Origin of the sequence: Streptomyces sp. NPDC060205, assembly GCF_042728395.1 — a bacterium.
Taxonomy (GTDB): domain Bacteria; phylum Actinomycetota; class Actinomycetes; order Streptomycetales; family Streptomycetaceae; genus Streptomyces.
The window spans coordinates 1-17,693 of the sequence record NZ_JBHWZP010000037.1; the positions used below are offsets into that span (position 1 = coordinate 1).

General features: G+C 70.6%; 15 protein-coding genes. 8 read left to right on the forward strand and 7 right to left on the reverse strand.

All coding sequences use genetic code 11. From position 1 onward, the window contains the following. The first annotated feature begins 167 nt into the window (after positions 1–167). Positions 168–734 carry a snapalysin family zinc-dependent metalloprotease gene (locus ACFWGJ_RS09360; RefSeq protein ID WP_387322117.1) on the forward strand — a complete coding sequence of 189 codons (567 nt, stop codon included), beginning with the start codon at positions 168–170 and terminating at the stop codon, positions 732–734. Between the two features lie 226 nt (positions 735–960). Here ACFWGJ_RS09360 and ACFWGJ_RS09365 read toward each other — a convergent pair whose 3' ends face one another. Then, complete coding sequence (locus ACFWGJ_RS09365; RefSeq protein WP_387322118.1) at positions 961–1,431, reverse strand: ATP-binding protein; 471 nt, start codon at positions 1,429–1,431, stop codon at positions 961–963. Between the two features lie 405 nt (positions 1,432–1,836). On the opposite strand from ACFWGJ_RS09365, the gene ACFWGJ_RS09370 reads away from it, so the two are divergent. Then, entirely contained in the window at positions 1,837–3,501 is a 1,665-nt protein-coding gene (locus tag ACFWGJ_RS09370) for a serine/threonine-protein kinase (RefSeq protein WP_387322119.1), read from the forward strand. 192 nt (positions 3,502–3,693) lie between these two features. Here ACFWGJ_RS09370 and ppk2 read toward each other — a convergent pair whose 3' ends face one another. Beyond that, positions 3,694–4,668, reverse strand: a complete 975-nt coding sequence (gene ppk2 / locus ACFWGJ_RS09375; RefSeq protein ID WP_387322181.1) for a polyphosphate kinase 2 — start codon at positions 4,666–4,668, stop codon at positions 3,694–3,696. Between the two features lie 372 nt (positions 4,669–5,040). Here ppk2 and ACFWGJ_RS09380 point away from each other — a divergent pair, with 372 nt between their 5' ends. Further along, positions 5,041–6,021, forward strand: coding sequence for an ArsR/SmtB family transcription factor (locus ACFWGJ_RS09380; protein WP_387322122.1), 981 nt, complete (start codon positions 5,041–5,043; stop codon positions 6,019–6,021). A 69-nt stretch (positions 6,022–6,090) separates the two neighbouring features. Here the strand turns inward: ACFWGJ_RS09380 and ACFWGJ_RS09385 are convergent, their stop codons facing one another. Beyond that, positions 6,091–7,281 (reverse strand): PP2C family protein-serine/threonine phosphatase, encoded by a 1,191-nt coding sequence (locus ACFWGJ_RS09385; protein ID WP_387322124.1) that lies wholly within the window; start codon positions 7,279–7,281, stop codon positions 6,091–6,093. Between the two features lie 130 nt (positions 7,282–7,411). Here ACFWGJ_RS09385 and ACFWGJ_RS09390 point away from each other — a divergent pair, with 130 nt between their 5' ends. Continuing rightward, positions 7,412–8,494, forward strand: coding sequence for a protein kinase family protein (locus ACFWGJ_RS09390; RefSeq protein WP_387322125.1), 1,083 nt, complete (start codon positions 7,412–7,414; stop codon positions 8,492–8,494). Between the two features lie 4 nt (positions 8,495–8,498). On the opposite strand, the gene ACFWGJ_RS09395 is transcribed toward ACFWGJ_RS09390, so the two are convergent. Next, positions 8,499–9,092, reverse strand: coding sequence for a hypothetical protein (locus tag ACFWGJ_RS09395; RefSeq protein WP_387322126.1), 594 nt, complete (start codon positions 9,090–9,092; stop codon positions 8,499–8,501). A gap of 101 nt (positions 9,093–9,193) precedes the next feature. Here ACFWGJ_RS09395 and ACFWGJ_RS09400 point away from each other — a divergent pair, with 101 nt between their 5' ends. The 3 genes from ACFWGJ_RS09400 (at position 9,194) to ACFWGJ_RS09410 (ending at position 12,952) form a co-directional block, all read left to right on the forward strand. After that, positions 9,194–9,979 carry a cyclase family protein gene (locus ACFWGJ_RS09400; RefSeq protein WP_387322128.1) on the forward strand — a complete coding sequence of 262 codons (786 nt, stop codon included), beginning with the start codon at positions 9,194–9,196 and terminating at the stop codon, positions 9,977–9,979. Then, positions 9,976–11,619 carry a thiamine pyrophosphate-binding protein gene (locus ACFWGJ_RS09405; protein ID WP_387322131.1) on the forward strand — a complete coding sequence of 548 codons (1,644 nt, stop codon included), beginning with the start codon at positions 9,976–9,978 and terminating at the stop codon, positions 11,617–11,619. Before ACFWGJ_RS09400 ends, ACFWGJ_RS09405 begins: the two co-directional genes overlap by 4 nt. Positions 11,620–11,689: 70 nt before the next feature. Beyond that, positions 11,690–12,952, forward strand: a complete 1,263-nt coding sequence (locus ACFWGJ_RS09410) for a HEAT repeat domain-containing protein (protein WP_387322133.1) — start codon at positions 11,690–11,692, stop codon at positions 12,950–12,952. Positions 12,953–12,966: 14 nt separating this feature from the next. Here ACFWGJ_RS09410 and ACFWGJ_RS09415 read toward each other — a convergent pair whose 3' ends face one another. After that, positions 12,967–15,522 (reverse strand): ATP-binding protein, encoded by a 2,556-nt coding sequence (locus ACFWGJ_RS09415; protein WP_387322134.1) that lies wholly within the window; start codon positions 15,520–15,522, stop codon positions 12,967–12,969. Positions 15,523–15,690: 168 nt separating this feature from the next. Beyond that, a complete protein-coding gene (locus tag ACFWGJ_RS09420; protein ID WP_387322136.1) occupies positions 15,691–16,080 on the reverse strand; it encodes a hypothetical protein in 390 nt (129 codons plus the stop codon). Positions 16,081–16,329: 249 nt separating this feature from the next. On the opposite strand from ACFWGJ_RS09420, the gene ACFWGJ_RS09425 reads away from it, so the two are divergent. Then, positions 16,330–16,977, forward strand: a complete 648-nt coding sequence (locus tag ACFWGJ_RS09425; protein ID WP_387322137.1) for a CatB-related O-acetyltransferase — start codon at positions 16,330–16,332, stop codon at positions 16,975–16,977. On the opposite strand, the gene ACFWGJ_RS09430 is transcribed toward ACFWGJ_RS09425, so the two are convergent. Next, positions 16,974–17,516 carry a hypothetical protein gene (locus ACFWGJ_RS09430; RefSeq protein ID WP_387322140.1) on the reverse strand — a complete coding sequence of 181 codons (543 nt, stop codon included), beginning with the start codon at positions 17,514–17,516 and terminating at the stop codon, positions 16,974–16,976. The two genes, ACFWGJ_RS09425 and ACFWGJ_RS09430, sit on opposite strands and share 4 nt — an antisense overlap. Between the last annotated feature and the right edge of the window lie 177 nt (positions 17,517–17,693).

Consider the following 17,693-nt stretch of genomic DNA (forward strand, 5'->3'; position numbering starts at 1 on the left):
CCGGGAGGGGGTCGGGCCCTGTCCTCGTCGCGGTCGATCCCGGCGCCTCGGCCGTACGCGGCAGGACGCGGCCGAATTGACGGATTGGCATCCGTCCTTGCTGGGCAGGGAGCCAGGGAATGTCATGTCATGTGCACGACTACCTTCCCCCCACAAGGAGGTCGACCATGCACGTCCGTAAGCTGACCAGTGGATTCGCCGCCGTCCTGGCGGTGACCTTCTCGCTGCTGGGTGGCCAGGCCGTGGCCGCCCCGGCCCCGGTCGCGGACCACCTCGCCGCAGCCCGGGTCGTGACCTACGACGCCAGCGGTTCCGCGGAGTTCAGGAGCGCGGTGGACCGAGGTGCCGCGATCTGGAACGAGAGCGTCGACGCCGTCGAACTGCAGCCCGTCGCGTCCGGACAGCGCGCCAACATCCGGGTCCTGGCGGACAACGGCTGGCCCCGCGCCCAGACCACCTCGCTCGGCAACGGCACCGTCTACATCGGACGGCAGGCGGTCGACCAGGGCTACAACACGATCCGTATCTCGTCCCACGAACTGGGGCACATTCTCGGCCTGCCGGACCGCAAGCCCGGCCCGTGCACCAGCCTGATGTCCGGTTCCAGCGCGGGAGTCGCGTGCACGAACCCCTACCCGAACGCGGCGGAGAAGGCCGAGGTCGAGGGCAACTTCGGCGGTGAGCTGGCGCGGACGGCCGGAGCGGTACCGGTCGGCGTCACGATCGTGGACTGACTCGACGCAGGCTGGTTCACCGAGCACGAGGGACGTCGGACCGAGAGGCGTCGGGCCGAGGGACGTCGGGCCGAGAGGCGTCGGGCCGAGGGACGTCGGGCCGAGAGGCGTCGGGCCGGAACAGCCGTACGCCCCGGAGCGGATGCCGCGCTCCGGGGCGTACGGGCGCTGTCCGAGATCCCGGTCGGCCCGGGAACGCCTGTCAGTCTGTCAATCTGTCAGCCTGTCAGCGGGTGTCGACGTCGGCGTGGGTGTCGGCGAGCAGCCCGATCCGGGCCGTGATGTGTTTGCCGACCGGCTCTCTGCGGACCTCGAAGCCCTCGCAGACGGCCATGACGATCTCCAGGCCGTGCTGACCCACCCGTCCGGGGTCCGCCGCCCGGGCCACCGGCAGGACCGGATCGCTGTCCCAGACGGCCACCTCAAGCAGACCTCCGACGATCCGCAGAGCGAGCAGGACCGGCCCCGGCGCGTACTTCAGGGCATTGGTGACCAGCTCGCTCACCACCAGCTGGGTCAGGTCCATCGCCCGGGCCGTGACCGGCACGCCGTGTTCGCCCTGGGCCTGTGACAGGAAGTCGGCCGCGAGGTGACGGGCCTCGGCGATGCAGAGCGAATCGCCTTCCAGAGCAACAGTGGTCTCTATACGGCCACGCTGCGGCGCCATACGGCCTCCGCCCTTGATCAAAGATTCCATGCAGTCCGTCCTCACCCGGTGCTCGCCCGCATGTACCCCCTCTTTCACTACCTACGCATCCGCTGTCGGCGAAATTCGACCGGCCACGCGTCAGGGTTCATGCGGTGAAGCAGCGGTGAAGCAGCGGTGGAATATCGGTGGGAGTAGGCGTGAGGAGTGCGGGTAGTGGCCCCATGTTGCGGGAAAGCGGGACGTGGAGCCTGGGGAGGTCACACGTCCCGCTTTCCCGCCGTTTTGCGAGCCCGTACTCCGCCCGGAGATTTTCCCGGGGACGCCCCGGGAACGAGGCGCGGCAGGCCCATCGGCCGTCGGGGATTGCAGGAATTGCGGATCCTTTGAACGCAGCACGTGGCCCTCTGCGTATTCCTGGTGACCGGGAGCGAGGCTTCAGCGAGGGATGGGCGCATGGGCAACGCGGGTGCCGCTGCAAATGAGTTGGTCGCCGGAAGGTATCGGCTCCAAGAGGTCGTCCACCACGAAGTGGGCTGCGTCTGCTGGTACGGGGAGGACATCGAGTACGCCCGTCCAAGACTGCTGACACAGACACAGCTGCCGCCCGGTCCGGTGGAGGACCAGGTGGAGGACCGGGCCGGACCGGCCGTCGCACGGATCAGACGCGCGTCCGAGATCATGGAACTGCGGTGTCCCGGCGCGGTGGCGAGCGTCATCGACGTCGTCGAGGAGCACGGCAGCCTCTGGACGGTCGTCGAATGGATCGACGGCATGCCCCTGGGTGAGTTCCTCGATCAGTACGGGCCGCTCGACCACGCGCGGGCCGCCCGTATCGGGCTCGACGTCCTGGGCGTGCTGGAGGCCGGGCACGGCCAGGGCCTGGTGCACGGCGAGCTGAGCCTCGGCCAGGTGTTCGTGCGCGACCACGGCGGCGTGGTGGTCTCCGGGTACGGTCTCGCGGGCGCCGGTCCCGGGGCACGGGTCGGAGCACCGGCGTACGCGTCCCCGGAGCAGGCCCGTAACGAGGCCTACGGTTCACCGGCCGACCTGTGGGCGCTGGGCGCGCTGCTCTACACGATGACCGAGGGCCGCCCGCCCTTCCGCGACCGCGGTCAGCCCGAGGCGACCCTCAAGGCGATCGTGCGGCTGCCGCTGCGCAGCCCGCGGCACGCCGGCCCCCTCGCCCGGATGATGCAGGGACTGCTCCGCAAGGACTCGCGCGAACGGCTCACGGGGCCCGTGGTCCGCGACGCCCTCGTCCGGATCGTGAAGGACGACCCGGCCGCAGCGGAGTCGTCGCTTCCGCTGCCGCGGCCCTCGGTCCACCGCATGATGGGCATGGCCCGCGGCAGGAAGAACCTCGGCCGCGCGGCGCTCATCGGGACCGCGGTCGCCGCGGTCGTCGCCGTGACGGTGACCGCTCTCGCCGCGACCGGCGACGGATCGGGCGACGACGTCTCGGCGTCCGACGCGACTGCCTCGCGCCCCGTCCCCGTGCTCCCGACCGGCGACGAGGACGAAGCGGGTACGCCGTCGCCGGGGACCGCGTCCCCCAGGACCTCCCCTTCGCCCTCCGCGCCCCCGTCCCCGTCCTCCTCCCCTTCGCCCTCGTCGTCGTCTTCCTCCTCCTCGTCCTCGGGCGCGGGGAAGCTTCCGGCGGGCTTCCGCGTCTTCACGGCGTCGGAAGGCTTCGCCGTCGCCCTTCCCAAGGGCTGGCAGCGACTGAGCACGAACCGCGCTGAGGACGACTCCTACCGGGTGGTCTTCGGCGCCGACGGTGACCCGCGCGAACTGGCCGTCACCTACAGCACGCGGGTCGGCTCCGACCCGGTGGCCGTATGGCGGGACACCGTCGAGCCCTCGTTGCTGAAGGAAGCCGGTTACGACAGGCTGGGCGCCATCCGCGCGACGACCTACCAGGGCCGCGAGGCCGCGGACATGGAGTGGATCGACGAGTCCGAGGGCACGCGCGTGCGCACCTTCGGCCGTGGATTCCTCATCGGGGACGGCGAGGGTTACTCGATCCGCTGGGCCACACCGGCCGACGACTGGGAGGCCCCGGCCAACCAGCGGGCGCTGAAGGCTTTCCTGTCGACCTTCCGAGGACTCCCGACCTGACCGGCCGACCGGCCCGACTGACCGACCGGCCCGCCCGCACCGGCACCGGTGCCAGTCCGGCGGCAGCCACAGCCGCTCCCGCGATCAGCCCGCCGAGAAGGATCCCGGACCAGGCCGGCGAGTCCCCGAGTGCGTTGACGCCGGGACCCCTGCCGTACTCCCCATGAGGCCCCGTGCGCTCACTTCCGAGCGCTAAGGATGGCGGCCAGGCCCCTCCGGGCCGGGGGTCAGTGGGGTGGGGGAGAGGTCCGTTGGTTCCTCGTCGCTTTCCAGGAGGGTGTTCGCGGAGCCGATGATGCGCGGATCGGCCGTGCCGACGGCCTGTTCGTCCTTCGCCGTGTAGTCGCAGAGCAGCAGCAGATGCCGCATGGCTTCGAGGCGGGCACGGCGTTTGTCGTTGCTCTTCACCACGGTCCACGGCGCGTACGACGTGTCCGTCGCACGGAACATGTCGACCTTCGCCTCCGTGTAGGCGTCCCACAGGTCGAGGGAGGCCAGGTCGGTGGGGGACAGTTTCCACTGCCGGACGGGGTCGACCTGGCGGATGGCGAACCGGGTGCGCTGCTCACTGCGCGACACCGAGAACCAGAACTTGATCAGCACGATGCCCTCGTCGGTGAGCATCTTCTCGAAGATGGGCGCCTGCGTGTGGAAGTGCTTGTACTCGGCCGGGGTGCAGAAACCCATCACGCGTTCGACGCCTGCCCGGTTGTACCAGGACCGGTCGAAGAAGACGATCTCGCCGGCTCCCGGGAGATGCGGCACGTAACGCTGGAAGTACCACTGCCCGGCTTCCTTCTCGGTGGGCTTGTCCAGCGCCACCACGTGCGCGCCGCGCGGGTTCAGGCGTTCGGTGAAACGCTTGATGGTGCCGCCCTTGCCCGCCGCGTCGCGTCCCTCGCACACCACGACGATCCGCCGGCCGGTGTCCCGTACCCACTTCTGCAGTTTGAGGAGTTCGATCTGCAGGATCCGCTTCTGCCGCTCGTAGGACCGACGGCGCAGCTTGCTCTCGTACGGGTAGTTCTCGCGCCAGGTGTCGAGGGGCTTGCCCTCGCCGTCCAGCAGGACGGGCTGCTCGGGGCGCTCCTCGTTCACCAGCAGCCCGGCCAGCAACTCCGCCTCGACGGACGGTGCTTCCGCGCCGTCGGAGGGCGGCACGTTCAGAGGATCAGCCACCTGTGGTCCCTTCGTAGCCTGGCTGCAGCGCCCGCCGACGGACCGGCGGACGTGTCCCGCCTCCGTCAGAATGGCATGCGCGGGGGCGCCCGGCGCCGTGCGGAACGGTCAAGGGCGCCCGTCTTCGGATGTCCGTCCGACCAGTACCCCGACGACGCGCTTCCTCACAGCGGGACCCCCTGCCGCGAGCCGCCCGCCCGTGCTGTCGACGGGCCGAACGGATCCGGCCATTGCACGCCCTGTTCCCGGCCCTCGTGCAACTCCCGTCTCCCCTGACGGCTCTTAAATGGGTACGGGACGAGTCAAGCAAGGAACGCACACGGGGGAACCATGCTCAAGTTCCACTTCACGGACGCAGATATGGCCCGTATCAGGATGGCGGGCGGCCCGGATCCCCTGTGGGAACTGCTGCTCAGCCTGCATCTGCTCGGCGGGAACGACGGATCGGTCGTCTTCGGGGCGTGGAAACGGCGGATCCGCAACCGCCTGCCCGGCAGCACCCGGATGCTGTTCGATCTGGCGCCGCCCCGCGGATATTCGGCCGACTTCCTCACTCCGGCGCCCGACCGAGGTGAACTCGAAACGGGTATCGACGCGGTTCTGTCCACCCCGCGCGGCGGCCTCAGACGCGACATCGCCCGGCTCGCCGCGACCCGGAACCTCGGAGCGCGAACGCTGTCGCTGGCCGAGGCGGGCTCCGACGCGATGCGCAGCCTCGGCGCGGCCCTGCGCGGCTACTTCGACGTCGCGCTGCGCCCGTACTGGTCCGAGGTGAGGAACGCGATCGAAGCGGATCGCGCCGTGCGGGTACGGGCGCTCCTGGACGGCGGCTCCGAGGGAATGCTGTCCACCCTGCACCCCTCCCTGCGCTGGCAGCCCGGTGTCCTCACCGTGGCCAGCGCCTACGACCGCGACATCCGTCTGGACGGCCGCGGTCTGCTGTTGCTGCCCTCGTTCTTCTGCTGGCGGGCGCCGATCACGCTGCGCGATCCCGGTCTTCCGCCCGTGGTCGTCTACCCGGTCGCCCACGACCTCGGGTGGTCGCGAGCCGATGACGGCGCAGGGCGTGACGCCCGGGAGGCGCTCGGCACCCTGCTGGGGAAGACGCGTGCCGACCTGCTGGCGACCGTCGCGGACCACGGCGGGTCGACCAGTGATCTGGCCCGGCGGCTCGTGGTCTCCCCGGCGTCGGTCTCGCAGCACGCCGCGGCACTGCGCGACTCGGGACTGATCGTCACGCAGCGCCGCGGCCAGAGTGTGCACCACAGCGCCACCCCTCTCGGGAGCGCGCTGCTGGACGGCCACCGGCAGATTCCGCAGACGCCCTCGCGGAGGGGTTAGCCGGAGGGGTCAGTACGTGCGTGACGGGCCGGGACCGCCGGGCGGTGCCCCGCGCGCGGTCGTACGTCGTCAGCTCGCCGCGGCGGGTTCCCGGGCCGGAGCACGGTCGCCGTGCCAGTCCAGGATCAGGACCGTCGCGTCGTCGCTGAGGTTGCCCCGGCAGGCTTCCGAGACCGCGGCCGTCAGGGTCCGGACGGCCTCCCGGGGATGCAGCGCGCGGGTGTCATGGACGACCCCGGCCAGATCGACGGCGGCGGCACCGCGGTCCTGCATGCCGTCGGTGAGCAGTATCAGCCGGTCACCGGCCCGCAGCTGCAGTATCTGCTCTCGGTAGGGGATCGGCCCCGGCACGCCGAACGGCAGGTTGACGGCGAGGTGGATCTCCTCGACCGCCCCGTCGCGCAGCCGCAACGGCCAGGGATGGCCGGCGTTGACCAGTCGGCAGACACCCGACGCGAGGTCCACGCACAGCAGTTGCCCGGTGGCCAGTCCTCGGCTGTGTTTCAGCAGGGCCTGATGGGCCTGCTGGGCCTGTCTGACCGGGTCGCAGCCACTGCGGCGGGCCCCGCGCAGCGCACCGAGCAGCAACGTGGCCAGCAGCGCGGAATCGGTGTCGTGGCCCATGGCGTCGGTGATCGACAGATGCAGGGTGTCGCGGTCCAGCGTGTAGTCGTAGGTGTCGCCACCGATGTCGTCGGCCGGGACCAGCCCCGCGGCCAGGGTGAACTGCGACGCCTCGCAACTGGACGCCGTGGGAAGCAGCTGGTGCTGGATCTCCGCGGCCAGGCTGGTGTCGGTGGTGCGCCGGCGCAGGTGGTACAGGTCGGTGAAGCGCCGGTCCGTGACGATGATGTAGGCCAGCGCGTGCGCCGCCTCCCGCACCTGTCTCAGGACCGTGTCGTCCGCGTGCTGCAGGGTGACTTCGAGTACGCCGATGCAGTCCCCGCGGTTGGACACGGGCGTGATGATGCGCCGGTTGCCCTGGCCGTCCGCCTCCACGTGCTGGCGCTGACTGCGCAGCACCATGCCGTGCACACTGTCCTGAAGGTCGATCGGCTCGGCACGCTCCGCGACATCGTCCTCGGCGGCCGCGGTCAGCCGTACGAGCCGATGCCCGATCAGGTCGACGAACAGGAACGACACGCGCTCCGCGCCGAAGCGCTTCTGCAGGTTGCGTGCCACCACGTCGACCGACTCTCCGGGCGGCGCGGCCTCCGCAGAGGCCAGCAGCTCACCCAGTTCCAGATCTCCACCATCCACGACGACCTCCCATCGGATTCCGTTCCTTCTGCCCCGAGTTCCTCGGACCTCACTTAATGTGACGCGTAACGGGGGAGTTCTCGAACATGCATCCGGGCGCATTTGGGGATCATTCGGAGTGGAGCCGACGGTGAAATATGGCGGTACGGGCCGGGGTGCGCGGCTCACGACCCATGGAGCCGTCTCCACGGCCCTGGCCCTGCTCAGCGACCGGGCGCTGCGGAAACTTCTGGACGCCGCAGGCACGATCGGTACCGGTATCGGAGGCAGGACGACCCTGCTGGAGGTCGGCGGAACACGGGTCTTCGTGAAGCGGGTGCCCCTCACCGACCTCGAACAGCAAGCGGGGAACATCCGCTCCACCGCCAACCTGTTCGAGCTGCCGCTCTTCAGCCAGTACGGCGTCGGCGGACCGGGCTTCGGGGCCTGGCGAGAACTCGCCGTGCACACGATGACGACGAACTGGGTGCTCACGGGCGAGTACGACGGCTTCCCCCTGATGCACCACTGGCGGATCCTGCCGGACTCGGCGCCCCTGTTCGGGGAACTGGCCGAGACGGAACGGGCCACCGCGGGCTGGGACAGCGGCGGAGCAGCGGTACGCCGACGGATCGACGCCCTGCGGCGGTCCTCGGCGAGCATCACGCTGTTCCTGGAGTACGTCCCGCAGAACCTGCACCAGTGGCTGGGGCGGCAGCTGGCCGCCGGTGACGAGGCCGCCGAGCGGGCCTGCGCCCTGGTGGAGAGCGGCCTCGAAGCAGGCACCTCCTTCATGGACGGCCGAGGCCTGCTGCACTTCGACACCCACTTCGAGAACATCCTCACCGACGGCGAGCGCCTCTACTTCGCGGACTACGGCCTCGCCCTCTCCTCGTCGTTCGAGCTGACGCCGGAGGAGCGCGCCTTCTTCGACCGGCATCGCGGCTACGACCGCTGCTACTCGGCCGGCTATCTGGTCAACTGGCTGGTCGCCACCCTGTACGGGAGGGACAGGCGGGCGGCGCAGGTGCGGGCGTACGCCGAGGGCGAGCGTCCCACCGGGGTTCCCGCGGGGATCGCGGCGATCCTCAGCCGCGACGCGCCGCTCGCCGCGGTGATGGCGGACTTCATCCGCCGGCTCACGGACGAGAGCAAGCACACGCCGTACCCGCTCAAGCGGCTTCACGAGATCGGCGCGCTCCGCAGTGCGTCCGGCGGCGACTCCGCGGCGTGAGCCGTCAGGCGGGCAGCCATTTGTCGAGGGCGTCGATGAGCCGGTCCAGGGGCGGCCGTTCCGTGGAGCGGTCCGTGACGACCGTACGGCCGTCGAAGCGCAGCGTGTACCGGAACAGGTCGGCGGCGTTCTTGTCCACGGTGGTCGCGGGGACGTCGTCCAGCGCCGGGTCCCCGAGCAGCGTACGCAACCGCGTGAACTGGGCCGCGCTGGCCCGGCGTACCTCCGTGTCGCCCTTGTCGCTGGTGCGGACGGTGCCGTCGCCGCGCAGGACCACCTCGCGCTGCACGCCGGCGAAGCCGCCGGTGACGGTCATGGTCACCAGCTTCTGCCGCTGTCCCGCGGTGGGCACCGGCGACGGGCTTGCGGACGGCGGGGCCGTGACGGAGGCGGAAGCCGAGTCCGTCACGGACGGCGGCGAGGCCGGGGTGGTGCTGGGACTGGGGAGTTCAGCGGGCGGGGAGGCGGACGGAGAGGTGGTGGCGCCCGCGGAGGGATCCGACGACCGTGCCGCGTCCTCGCCGCCGTCCGCGGAACAACCGGCCAGGCTCAGCACGGTGGCCGCGAACACGGCCGCAGCCGTCGTACTCCTGGGCATCGCGCGCACTGTGCCTCCACCCGCTTTCCGCTCGTCGGACCGGAGCGGCCGCCGGTCCCGGCTGCCATGCTGTCAGTTCTTCCGTCGTACGAGGAGGCCGCATGTCCGAGCCGTCCGTTCTCGCCGCGCTGGTCGCCGGGTTGCGAGGAGGGTCCATCGAAGTCGTCGACCTCACCTCGCCGCTGTCGTCGTCCACCCCGGTGCTGCGACTGCCGCCGGAGTTCGGCCAGACCCAGGTGTTCACCCTGGAGGAGATCAGCAGGTACGACGACCGGGGTCCTGCCTGGTACTGGAACAACTTCCGCAGCGGCGAGCACACGGGTACCCATTTCGACGCCCCGAACCACTGGGTGACCGGCAAGGACCTCGCCGACGTGGCGTCCGTACCGGCGGGGCGGCTGGTCGCGCCGGCTGCGGTGCTCGACTTCACCGCCGAGGCCGCGAAGGACCCGGACTTCCTCGTGGAGGTGGACCACGTGCGGCGCTGGGAGGCCGAGCACGGGCCGCTGCCCGACGGCGGCTGGCTGTTGCTGCGGACAGGGTGGGACGCCCGCTCGCATGCACAGGAGGCGTTCCTGAACGCGGACGAGGACGGCCCGCACACCCCCGGCCTGTCACCCGAGTGCGCCCGCTGGGTCGCCGAGGAGTCGCCGGTGATCGGCCTCGGCGTCGAGACGGTGGGCACCGACGCCGGCCGCGGGCACGCCTTCGACCCGCCCTTCCCCTGCCACGCGTACCTGATGGGCAGCGACAAGTACGGGCTCACCCAGTTGCAGAACCTCGCGGCGCTGCCCCCGACCGGCGCCGTCGTCGTCGCCGGACCGCTGCCCATCGTCTCGGGCTCCGGCTCCCCGGCCCGGGTGCTCGCCCTGGTGGAGCGCTCATGAAGGTCGCGGAGGCCGTCGGACGGGCGCTGTACGCGGCCGGGGTCGGCCAGGTCTTCGGCGTCGTCGGGTCGGGCAACTTCCATCTGACGAACGCCATGGTCGCGGCGGGAGCACGTTTCGTCGCCGCACGCCACGAGGGCGGCGCGGCGACCATGGCCGACGCGTACGCCCGCACGAGCGGCGCGGTGGCCGCACTGAGCGTCCATCAGGGACCCGGCCTCACGAACGCGATGACCGGCATCGCCGAAGCGGCCAAGAGCCGTACACCGCTGCTGGTGCTGGCGGCGGAGGTGACCGAGCGGCGCTCCAACTTCCACATCGACCAGGAGGCGCTGGCCCGGGCGGTGGGCGCGGTTCCGCTGCGGATCACCTCGGCCGGGCACGCGGTGGAGCAGGCCTGCGCGGCCGTCGCGCAAGCCGTGCACGAGCGGCGGACCGTGCTGCTCAACGTACCCCTGGCGGTGCAGTCCCTGGACGTTCCCGAGGGCGCCCTGGCACAGGCGGCACCGCCACGGGGTCGGGAGGCGGTTCAGCCGTCGCCGGACGACGTGGCGGCGCTGGTGCACGTCCTCGAACAGGCGCGGCGGCCGCTCTTCGTGGCCGGCCGCGGAGCACGCTCACCCGGGGCACGGGCCGCCCTCGAAGCGCTCGCCGACCGGTACGGGGCCCTGCTGGCGACGTCGGCCGTGGCGCGCGGACTGTTCCACGGCAACCCCTGGTCGCTCGACGTGTCCGGGGGTTTCTCGTCCCCGCTGGCGGCCGAGCTGATCGAGTCCGCCGACACGATCGTGGGCTGGGGCTGCGTCCTGAACATGTGGACGATGCGCCACGGCCGGCTGATCGGCGCAGGCACGACCGTCGTACAGGTCGACGACGACCGGTCGGCGCTCGGCGCGCACCGGGAGGTCCGGCTCGGCGTCACCGGCGACGTGGAACGCACCGCCCGGCGCGCCCTGGAGACGGGTGGCGCAGCGCAACGGCAGGGCTGGCGGACCCCCGACATCGCCGAGGCCATCAGCGCACGCGTGCGCTGGCGGGACGTGCCGTACGACGATGACAGCACCCGTGAGCGGATCGATCCGCGCACGCTGAGCATCGCCCTCGACGACATCCTGCCCGCGGAGCGCGTGATCGGCGTGGACTCCGGCAACTTCATGGGCCACCCGACCATGTACCTGTCGGTGCCGGACGAGAACGGACTGTGTTTCACCCAGGCGTTCCAGGCGATCGGCCTGGGACTCGCGACCGCGATCGGCGCGGCCCTCGCGCGGCCGGACCGGCTCGCGGTGGCGGCCCTCGGCGACGGCGGAGCCATGATGGGCGCCGCGGAGTTCGACACGGTACGCAGGCTCGGACTGCCGATGGTCGTGGTCGTGTACAACGACGACGCCTACGGGGCGGAGGTGCACCACTTCGGACCGGACGGACACCCCCTGGCGACGGTCGAGTTCCCGCCCACGGACATCGCCGCGGTGGCCCGCGGCCACCGCTTCGAGGTGGTGACCGTGCGCACGCCGACGGACCTGAAGCCCGTCGAGGACTGGGTCGCAGGCCCCCGGTCGGCCCCCTTGCTCATCGACGCGAAGGTGACCCGGGACCACGGCTCGTGGTGGCTCGAAGAAGCATTCCGAGGCCACTGACCGGACAGGCGCCCAGGCGGGGGAAGCGCAACTCCACGACGTCTCGTGCGTCTCCCTTACTGGGGGTGCCATGGGAACGAGACAGCAAATCGCCTACTTCTTGCGAGAGTTGGCGTACTCCGGCCCGCACACGGACCCGGCGCGACGCGCGGCGGCGGCCAAAGGCCTCGGCAGGATCGGCCGACCCGAGCACGCCGGAGCCCTCGCCGGGGCTGCCGCGGACCCCGTCCCGGCGGTGCGCGCGGCGGCGGCCCTGGGACTCGGCCGGCTCGGCGTCCCGGAGGTGGGTGGCACCGTGCTGCCACGGCTGATGCGGGACACGGACCCATGGGTGCGGCGCCGGGCCTCGGTCGCCGCGATCCGGCTGAAGCTGACGGGCCCGACGGTCACGCAGGCGTTCGCGGACCTGCTGGACGACCCGGACCACCACCTGCGGATCAACGCCCTGGATGGCCTGTACGCGCTGGGCGTGGCGGGCGATGTCGCCGCGCTGGTGCGGCTGCTGGGCGATCCGGAGGGCGCGGTGTGGGGGCGGGCCCTGAGGGTGCTGTATCCGTTGCGCGGCGACCCGGTCGTTCGCGCGGAGGTGATCCGCACGGCCCGGGAGGGCGAGGGGGCCGCCCGGGCGCAGGTCCTGGAGATCCTGCCGAGGGACTGCACCGAGCGGTTGCTCGACTCGCTGCTCACCGGACTGCGCGACCCGTCCCCGGAGGTGCGGTACGCGGTGGCCCGGCGGCTGCTGGACCAGGAAAGGCACTCGGTGCAGGACGCCCTGGCCGAGGCCCTGCGGACGGAACGGGATCCGGAGGTCGCGGGCCTGCTGCTGCGCGGACTCGGGTGGCGTGGCGAGCGGTGGGTGACCGACCTCGCGGCGCGATGGCTCGGCGACCCCCGGGCCGGGCGGTGGGCCGCGGGCGCTCTGGGCGACCTCGGCACGGGGACCGCCGTGGCGCATCTCCGCAGAGCACTCGCCGACAGGGAGCTGCCCGCGCTCACCAGGGGAGCCGCCGCGGTGGAGGTGGGCAGGGCGGGGAGATGGGACGCGGTGTGGCTGCTGCTCCCGCTTCTCGACGACCCCGGAGCCGAGGTGCGCGCGGGAGCGGTCGACGGCCTGGGCGCACTGGTCCGCGACGGCCTCCGCTTCTGGGAACGCCGTCCCGTGGCGGACGCGCTCACCGCCCACCTCGCGTCCGGCAGGGACGGAACCTGGAACACATGCCGTGCCCTCGACGGCTTGGACGAGGCGCTTCCGGCGCTGCGCCGCCTGGCGGAGGAGACCGATTCCGCGGAGATCCGGGCTGCCGCGCTGCGGCTGGCCAAGGGTGAGACCTGACAGCAGGGATCGGCTCAGGGGGTCGGTGGCGGAGGCGGGGTTGCTTGGTGCGGACGGCGTAGGTGGTAGCCCCAGATGGGTCCCAAGGTCGCGTCCTCCAGATGGGCGACGTCGGACCAGCCTCGTTGTTCGATCGGCGCGAGAAGGTCACCCACGGTGCAGGACCACGCCGAGCAGAGCGCTTCGAGGAACAGCCCGTGCACATTGCCGGAGATGCGCCACCAGAACTTCTGCCAGCTGAGAGTCGTGTCGTGGCGGGCGAATTCGTAGGCGCTGTCGCGGCCGTGGGCGGCTGGGAAGAGGTCGGCGAGTTTGGGATCCAGGACGTGGACGCAGACCATGGCCCAGCCCTCCGCCAGACGTACCTCGCGTCCGGACAGGTAGTGGAAGGCTCCGGGCGGACGGGCTCTCCAACTCAGCGGCGGGCCTCCCTCGACAAGGAACACCTCGGCCCGTTGCGCGGCCCACCGTTTGACGTCGGCAGGCCTTATGAGTCCGTCGGCGGTCATCGCGAAGGCGGCGTCGTCGGGCAGGCTGTGAAGGGCCCGGTACTGGATGAACGAGAGTTCCAGCTGAAGTGAGTCCGTGTAGTTGTCCGTGCAGCGCAGTCGCTGCTCCTGTTCACGTATCCAGCGGCGCAGTTGTTCATGGTCGGCGACGGGTTTGGCCTGGTCTCGCGAAGCGCGGTCGGGGCGGCCGACGAGGTACCCCGCGAAGCCGATCGCTTCGTCGGCGAGAAAACCATTGACGGTCACGATGCCCTGGTAATTGAGCTGGCTCCAGTAAAGAAGGTCGGATCCCAGCGCGGCCAGGCCGATGCGCTGCCGGTCGTCGTCGAACAGCTCCGTGGCGCGTTCGACGAAGGCATCCCGCAGCCGGAGGCGTTGCTTCTCCTGATTGACCTTCCAGCTGTGGGTGAAAGAGGGGTAGAGGCGGTCGAACACCGCCTCGGGAGACCCGGTGGCCAGGGCGAAGGGCTCGACGGTTTCCGCGGAGAGTGCTCCAGGTCCCCAGACCCGGATGGGCACCATGTTCTCCAGGACGAGCCGGCGCACGAGCTGGCTGAGGTGGTCGTCGTCGGTGCGCAGGAGGATGCCCTCGGCGCCGTACGGATCCTCCTTGAGCCGGATACGTATCAGCGTGCCGGGAGCCGTCCGGACAGAGGCCGGCAGGGCCGCGAGCAGTGGGCGTCTCGCTGATCCGTCGAAGGTGAGACGGCGGGCGTCCGCCGTCGAACCGTCGAAGCGCCGGGTGGTCAGCTCGATCTCGTGGCCGAGCATGAAGACGGAGAAGAAGCCGATACCGAACCGGCCTCTCGGTTTGAAGCCGCCGCTTGCGAGTCCGGGCAGCCTGTTTCGGACACGGCGGGAACTCCAGCCGCTGGTGCCGAAGTCCAGCAGGCCGTGGACGAGGGTCTCCTCATCCATGCCGATGCCGTTGTCACGTACTTCCAGGTACCAGTCAGCCTGTGTCTGCGTCAGCCGCACCTCGACCTGGGCGCCCGCGAAGTCGGGGTCGATCACCTGGCGGGCCAGGACGGCGTCCTGCGCGTTCTGGATCAGCTCACGGACCGCTACCTCCGGTTCCTTGCCGTAGAGCTGTTCACCGCCAAGGGTCTCCACCAGGGAGGGAACGTTGGAGATTTTCACCGCGGCGTCGACGGGCCGCCAGTCGGTCACGGGGAACAACTCGGCGAAACGCTCCGGGGAGTCCACCCCTGCCACGGCGCGGGCGGCCAGTCGTCCACGCCCGAGGTCGTGAAGCAGGGCGTCGACCTTCTTCAGCTCATCGTCCACCTGGCGCAGATAGTCCAGAGCAAGCCACCATGCCGACGCGGCCTGCGGGGCGAAAGGCCGCAGCGAGGTGTACGTGACCCGGTCGCCCTGCAGATGAGGGCGGCTCACGTGTTCCTGGAACCGCCAGTGGTCGTGCGAGAGGCCCTCGGGCCTGCGGAGCGAGAACAGGAACGTCGGGGCGCGGCGGCTGTCGATCTGAGTGGCGTCGGCGAGCCGCAGCACACAGGCCAGCTTGAGCGGCTCGATGAGCCATTCCACCGGCTGCCAGGTCAGCGAACCCTTTGCCTGCCGGAACTGAGAGCCGAGTGCGTCGACCGACCACCAGTGGCTCGCCGCCAGGTCGCCGATGAGCGGGCCGTACGACTCGCGCAGCTGCAGATCCTGGATGAGGTGGATCTCGTTGCCCGCGGTGGACCGCCACGGCTGGTCCACCAGCCGTCGGGCCTGTTCCGCGTGGGCCTCCCGGATGGCGATGGCCCGGCATTCCTCCGCGATCTCCGCCGGGGGCGTGTCCAGCTCCGCCGGGTCCGGCCAGCATCCCTTCTTACGGAAGTGTGTGATCGATACGAGGTCGCGCCACCGTTGTTCGCCCAGTGCGTCAGGCAGGCTCACGGAGTAGGCGGCCGCTCCCATGGCCGCGTCGTGCAGAACGAAGGCACACCCCAGGACGTACGCCTCGGCCGGTGTCAGAGTGACCTGTTCACCGCAGATGATGTCGGCCGTCTCCCACAGGGCGTCGACGTGCGTGATGTCGTGGACCGTGAAATCGGGCATGCTGCGGGCATTCTCAGTGAGCAGCGGGGCCGCGTTCTCACGCAGGGCCAGATAGGAAGCGCGCAGACGTTCACGCTGTACCCGGTGATCGTCCCCACGCGGTCGTACAGCGAGGGTCTTCTGCCACAGAGGTGTCGCGGTGAAATCGAATTCCGGCACCTGAGAACTTCACCTCATCGCGGGAAGCAGGAAGAGTGTGGCCAGTAACCACATCAGCAGTACCGAGACGACGATGAAGGCCAGGACGTACGTCTCGTACCAGCGCAGCAGGTTTCGGGTGCGTGGACGCGCGCGGAAGTCGGGGGCGACCATCTCGTCCGTGAGGTCGCACTCCTCATGGCGGTAGTCCAGCCACGTGAGGGCTCCGACGACGATCAGGGTCGCGGTGAAAGCGGCGACAACGGTGGTGAGGACGAGTAGCCCGAGCACTCCGCCACGGGCTGTCGCGGCGTCGATCCCCCATTCGCGGTATCCCACGAAAAGGGCGAGAACGGCGGTGACCAACGTGGTCGCGAGTGTCTGATAGATGGCCAGGAAACGGTGGAGATTCTCGTTCACCGCGTGAATCTGCTGGAGTATGTAGCGGTAGCGCTCCAGTGCGAATTCGTCGCGTGCCGAACCTTGCGGCCGATCCGCGTCGCGGGACGCCTCAGGTGCCACCATGCAATCCCCGTCCCCCGGCGCGGCTTCAAGCATAGAGCCGCACGGCATGCCGGGACCATGGACTTGGAGAAAGCGGGGCATCCGGCATCGTCCCGTCGGCGGCTGCGATCATGTGACCAGTCATCCATGAGGAGTTGATCCGTGATGCCGGCCCTTCCCGCCGATCCCGACGTGCTGCATCCGATGCCCGAGCAGCCCCGGGTGGTGCTGCTGCGTCCCCTGGTCACCTCGCCGTTGATCGATGTGGGGGAGTACTCCTACTACGACGATCCGGACGACCCGACGGCTTTCGAGACCCGCAATGTGCTGTATCACTACGGGCCGGAGAAGCTGGTGATCGGTAAGTACTGTGCGCTGGGCGAAGGCGTGCGGTTCATCATGAACGGGGCCAACCACCGGATGGACGGCCCCTCGACGTTCCCCTTCCCGATCATGGGAGGGGACTGGGCCGAGCACTTCGATCTGATCACCGGGCTGCCCGGCCGGGGCGACACCGTGGTCGGCAACGACGTGTGGTTCGGATACCGGACCACGGTGATGCCCGGGGTCCGGATCGGGCACGGGGCGATCATCGCCTCCGGGGCCGTCGTGGTCGACGACGTGCCCGACTACGGCATCGTCGGCGGCAACCCGGCCAGGCTCCTGCGGCGCCGGTACGCCGACGAGGACGTCGCCCGGCTGCTGGCCGTCGCCTGGTGGGACTGGCCCGCCGAGCACATCAGCGAGCACGTGCGGACCATCATGTCCGGCAGCATCGACGACCTGGAGGCCGCGGCGCCCGGCTCGGCCTAGGCCTGGGAGCAGTCGGGCCCCGGAGCGGGGCCGCCGCTCCTGAGCGCCGCGTCCATGGTGGTCAGGCGCCGATGCTGACGGGAGCTGTTGACGATGCTCCAGCTGACGAAGGCGACGGCGAACAGCGAGAAGATGACGGCCTGGCGCTCCTCGCCGGCCAGGGCCGACAGGGCGGTGACCGCGCCGAGGACGACCGTGAGGAGGACGAGGGCCGCAACGCGGTGACGTGAACGGTACAGACGCCGGTCCACCAGTCCGCGCATGGCGTCGCGCTCCGCGGGATCGGCGGGCACGTCACCCTTGCGCACCTTGCGTTCCAGCGTGACGAGGTTCTCCGTGCCGCCGACGGCGCGCCTCTCCTCGCGCCGGGCGGCGAGCAGCACGGCGACGACCGCGACCGAGATGAGGGCCGTGCGGATCACGGCGGAGAGGACCGAGGACTCCGGGAACAGGAGCACCACCAGGGCGCTGGCGATGAGGGTCGACAGCACGACTTGCAGCCACACGTGCTTGCCGAGAAAGGTCCTGAGGCGTTCCATGGTCCGTCCCCCGCGGTCGGATCGATTCCGGTTGATACCGGTTGTTTCCGCCCTAGACGCGAGGCCGTCGGCGGACGGTTCCGGTCCGTAGGGTCAGGGCGACGGCGCGTACGTGTTCGCGCGGGGCTTGCGCGTGCCCCGCGCCGTACCCCGCGCCATGGTCCGCGACCGGTCAAG

Coding starts and splice junctions, on each gene's coding strand:
- ACFWGJ_RS09360 (WP_387322117.1), top strand. CDS start 168: ATGCACGTCCGTAAGCTGACCAGTGGATTCGCCGCCGTCCTGGCGGTG.
- ACFWGJ_RS09365 (WP_387322118.1), bottom strand. CDS start 1,431: ATGGAATCTTTGATCAAGGGCGGAGGCCGTATGGCGCCGCAGCGTGGC.
- ACFWGJ_RS09370 (WP_387322119.1), top strand. CDS start 1,837: ATGGGCAACGCGGGTGCCGCTGCAAATGAGTTGGTCGCCGGAAGGTAT.
- ACFWGJ_RS09380 (WP_387322122.1), top strand. CDS start 5,041: ATGGCCCGTATCAGGATGGCGGGCGGCCCGGATCCCCTGTGGGAACTG.
- ACFWGJ_RS09395 (WP_387322126.1), bottom strand. CDS start 9,092: ATGCCCAGGAGTACGACGGCTGCGGCCGTGTTCGCGGCCACCGTGCTG.
- ACFWGJ_RS09400 (WP_387322128.1), top strand. CDS start 9,194: ATGTCCGAGCCGTCCGTTCTCGCCGCGCTGGTCGCCGGGTTGCGAGGA.
- ACFWGJ_RS09405 (WP_387322131.1), top strand. CDS start 9,976: ATGAAGGTCGCGGAGGCCGTCGGACGGGCGCTGTACGCGGCCGGGGTC.
- ACFWGJ_RS09410 (WP_387322133.1), top strand. CDS start 11,690: ATGGGAACGAGACAGCAAATCGCCTACTTCTTGCGAGAGTTGGCGTAC.
- ACFWGJ_RS09415 (WP_387322134.1), bottom strand. CDS start 15,522: ATGCCCGATTTCACGGTCCACGACATCACGCACGTCGACGCCCTGTGG.
- ACFWGJ_RS09425 (WP_387322137.1), top strand. CDS start 16,330: ATGCCGGCCCTTCCCGCCGATCCCGACGTGCTGCATCCGATGCCCGAG.
- ACFWGJ_RS09430 (WP_387322140.1), bottom strand. CDS start 17,516: ATGGAACGCCTCAGGACCTTTCTCGGCAAGCACGTGTGGCTGCAAGTC.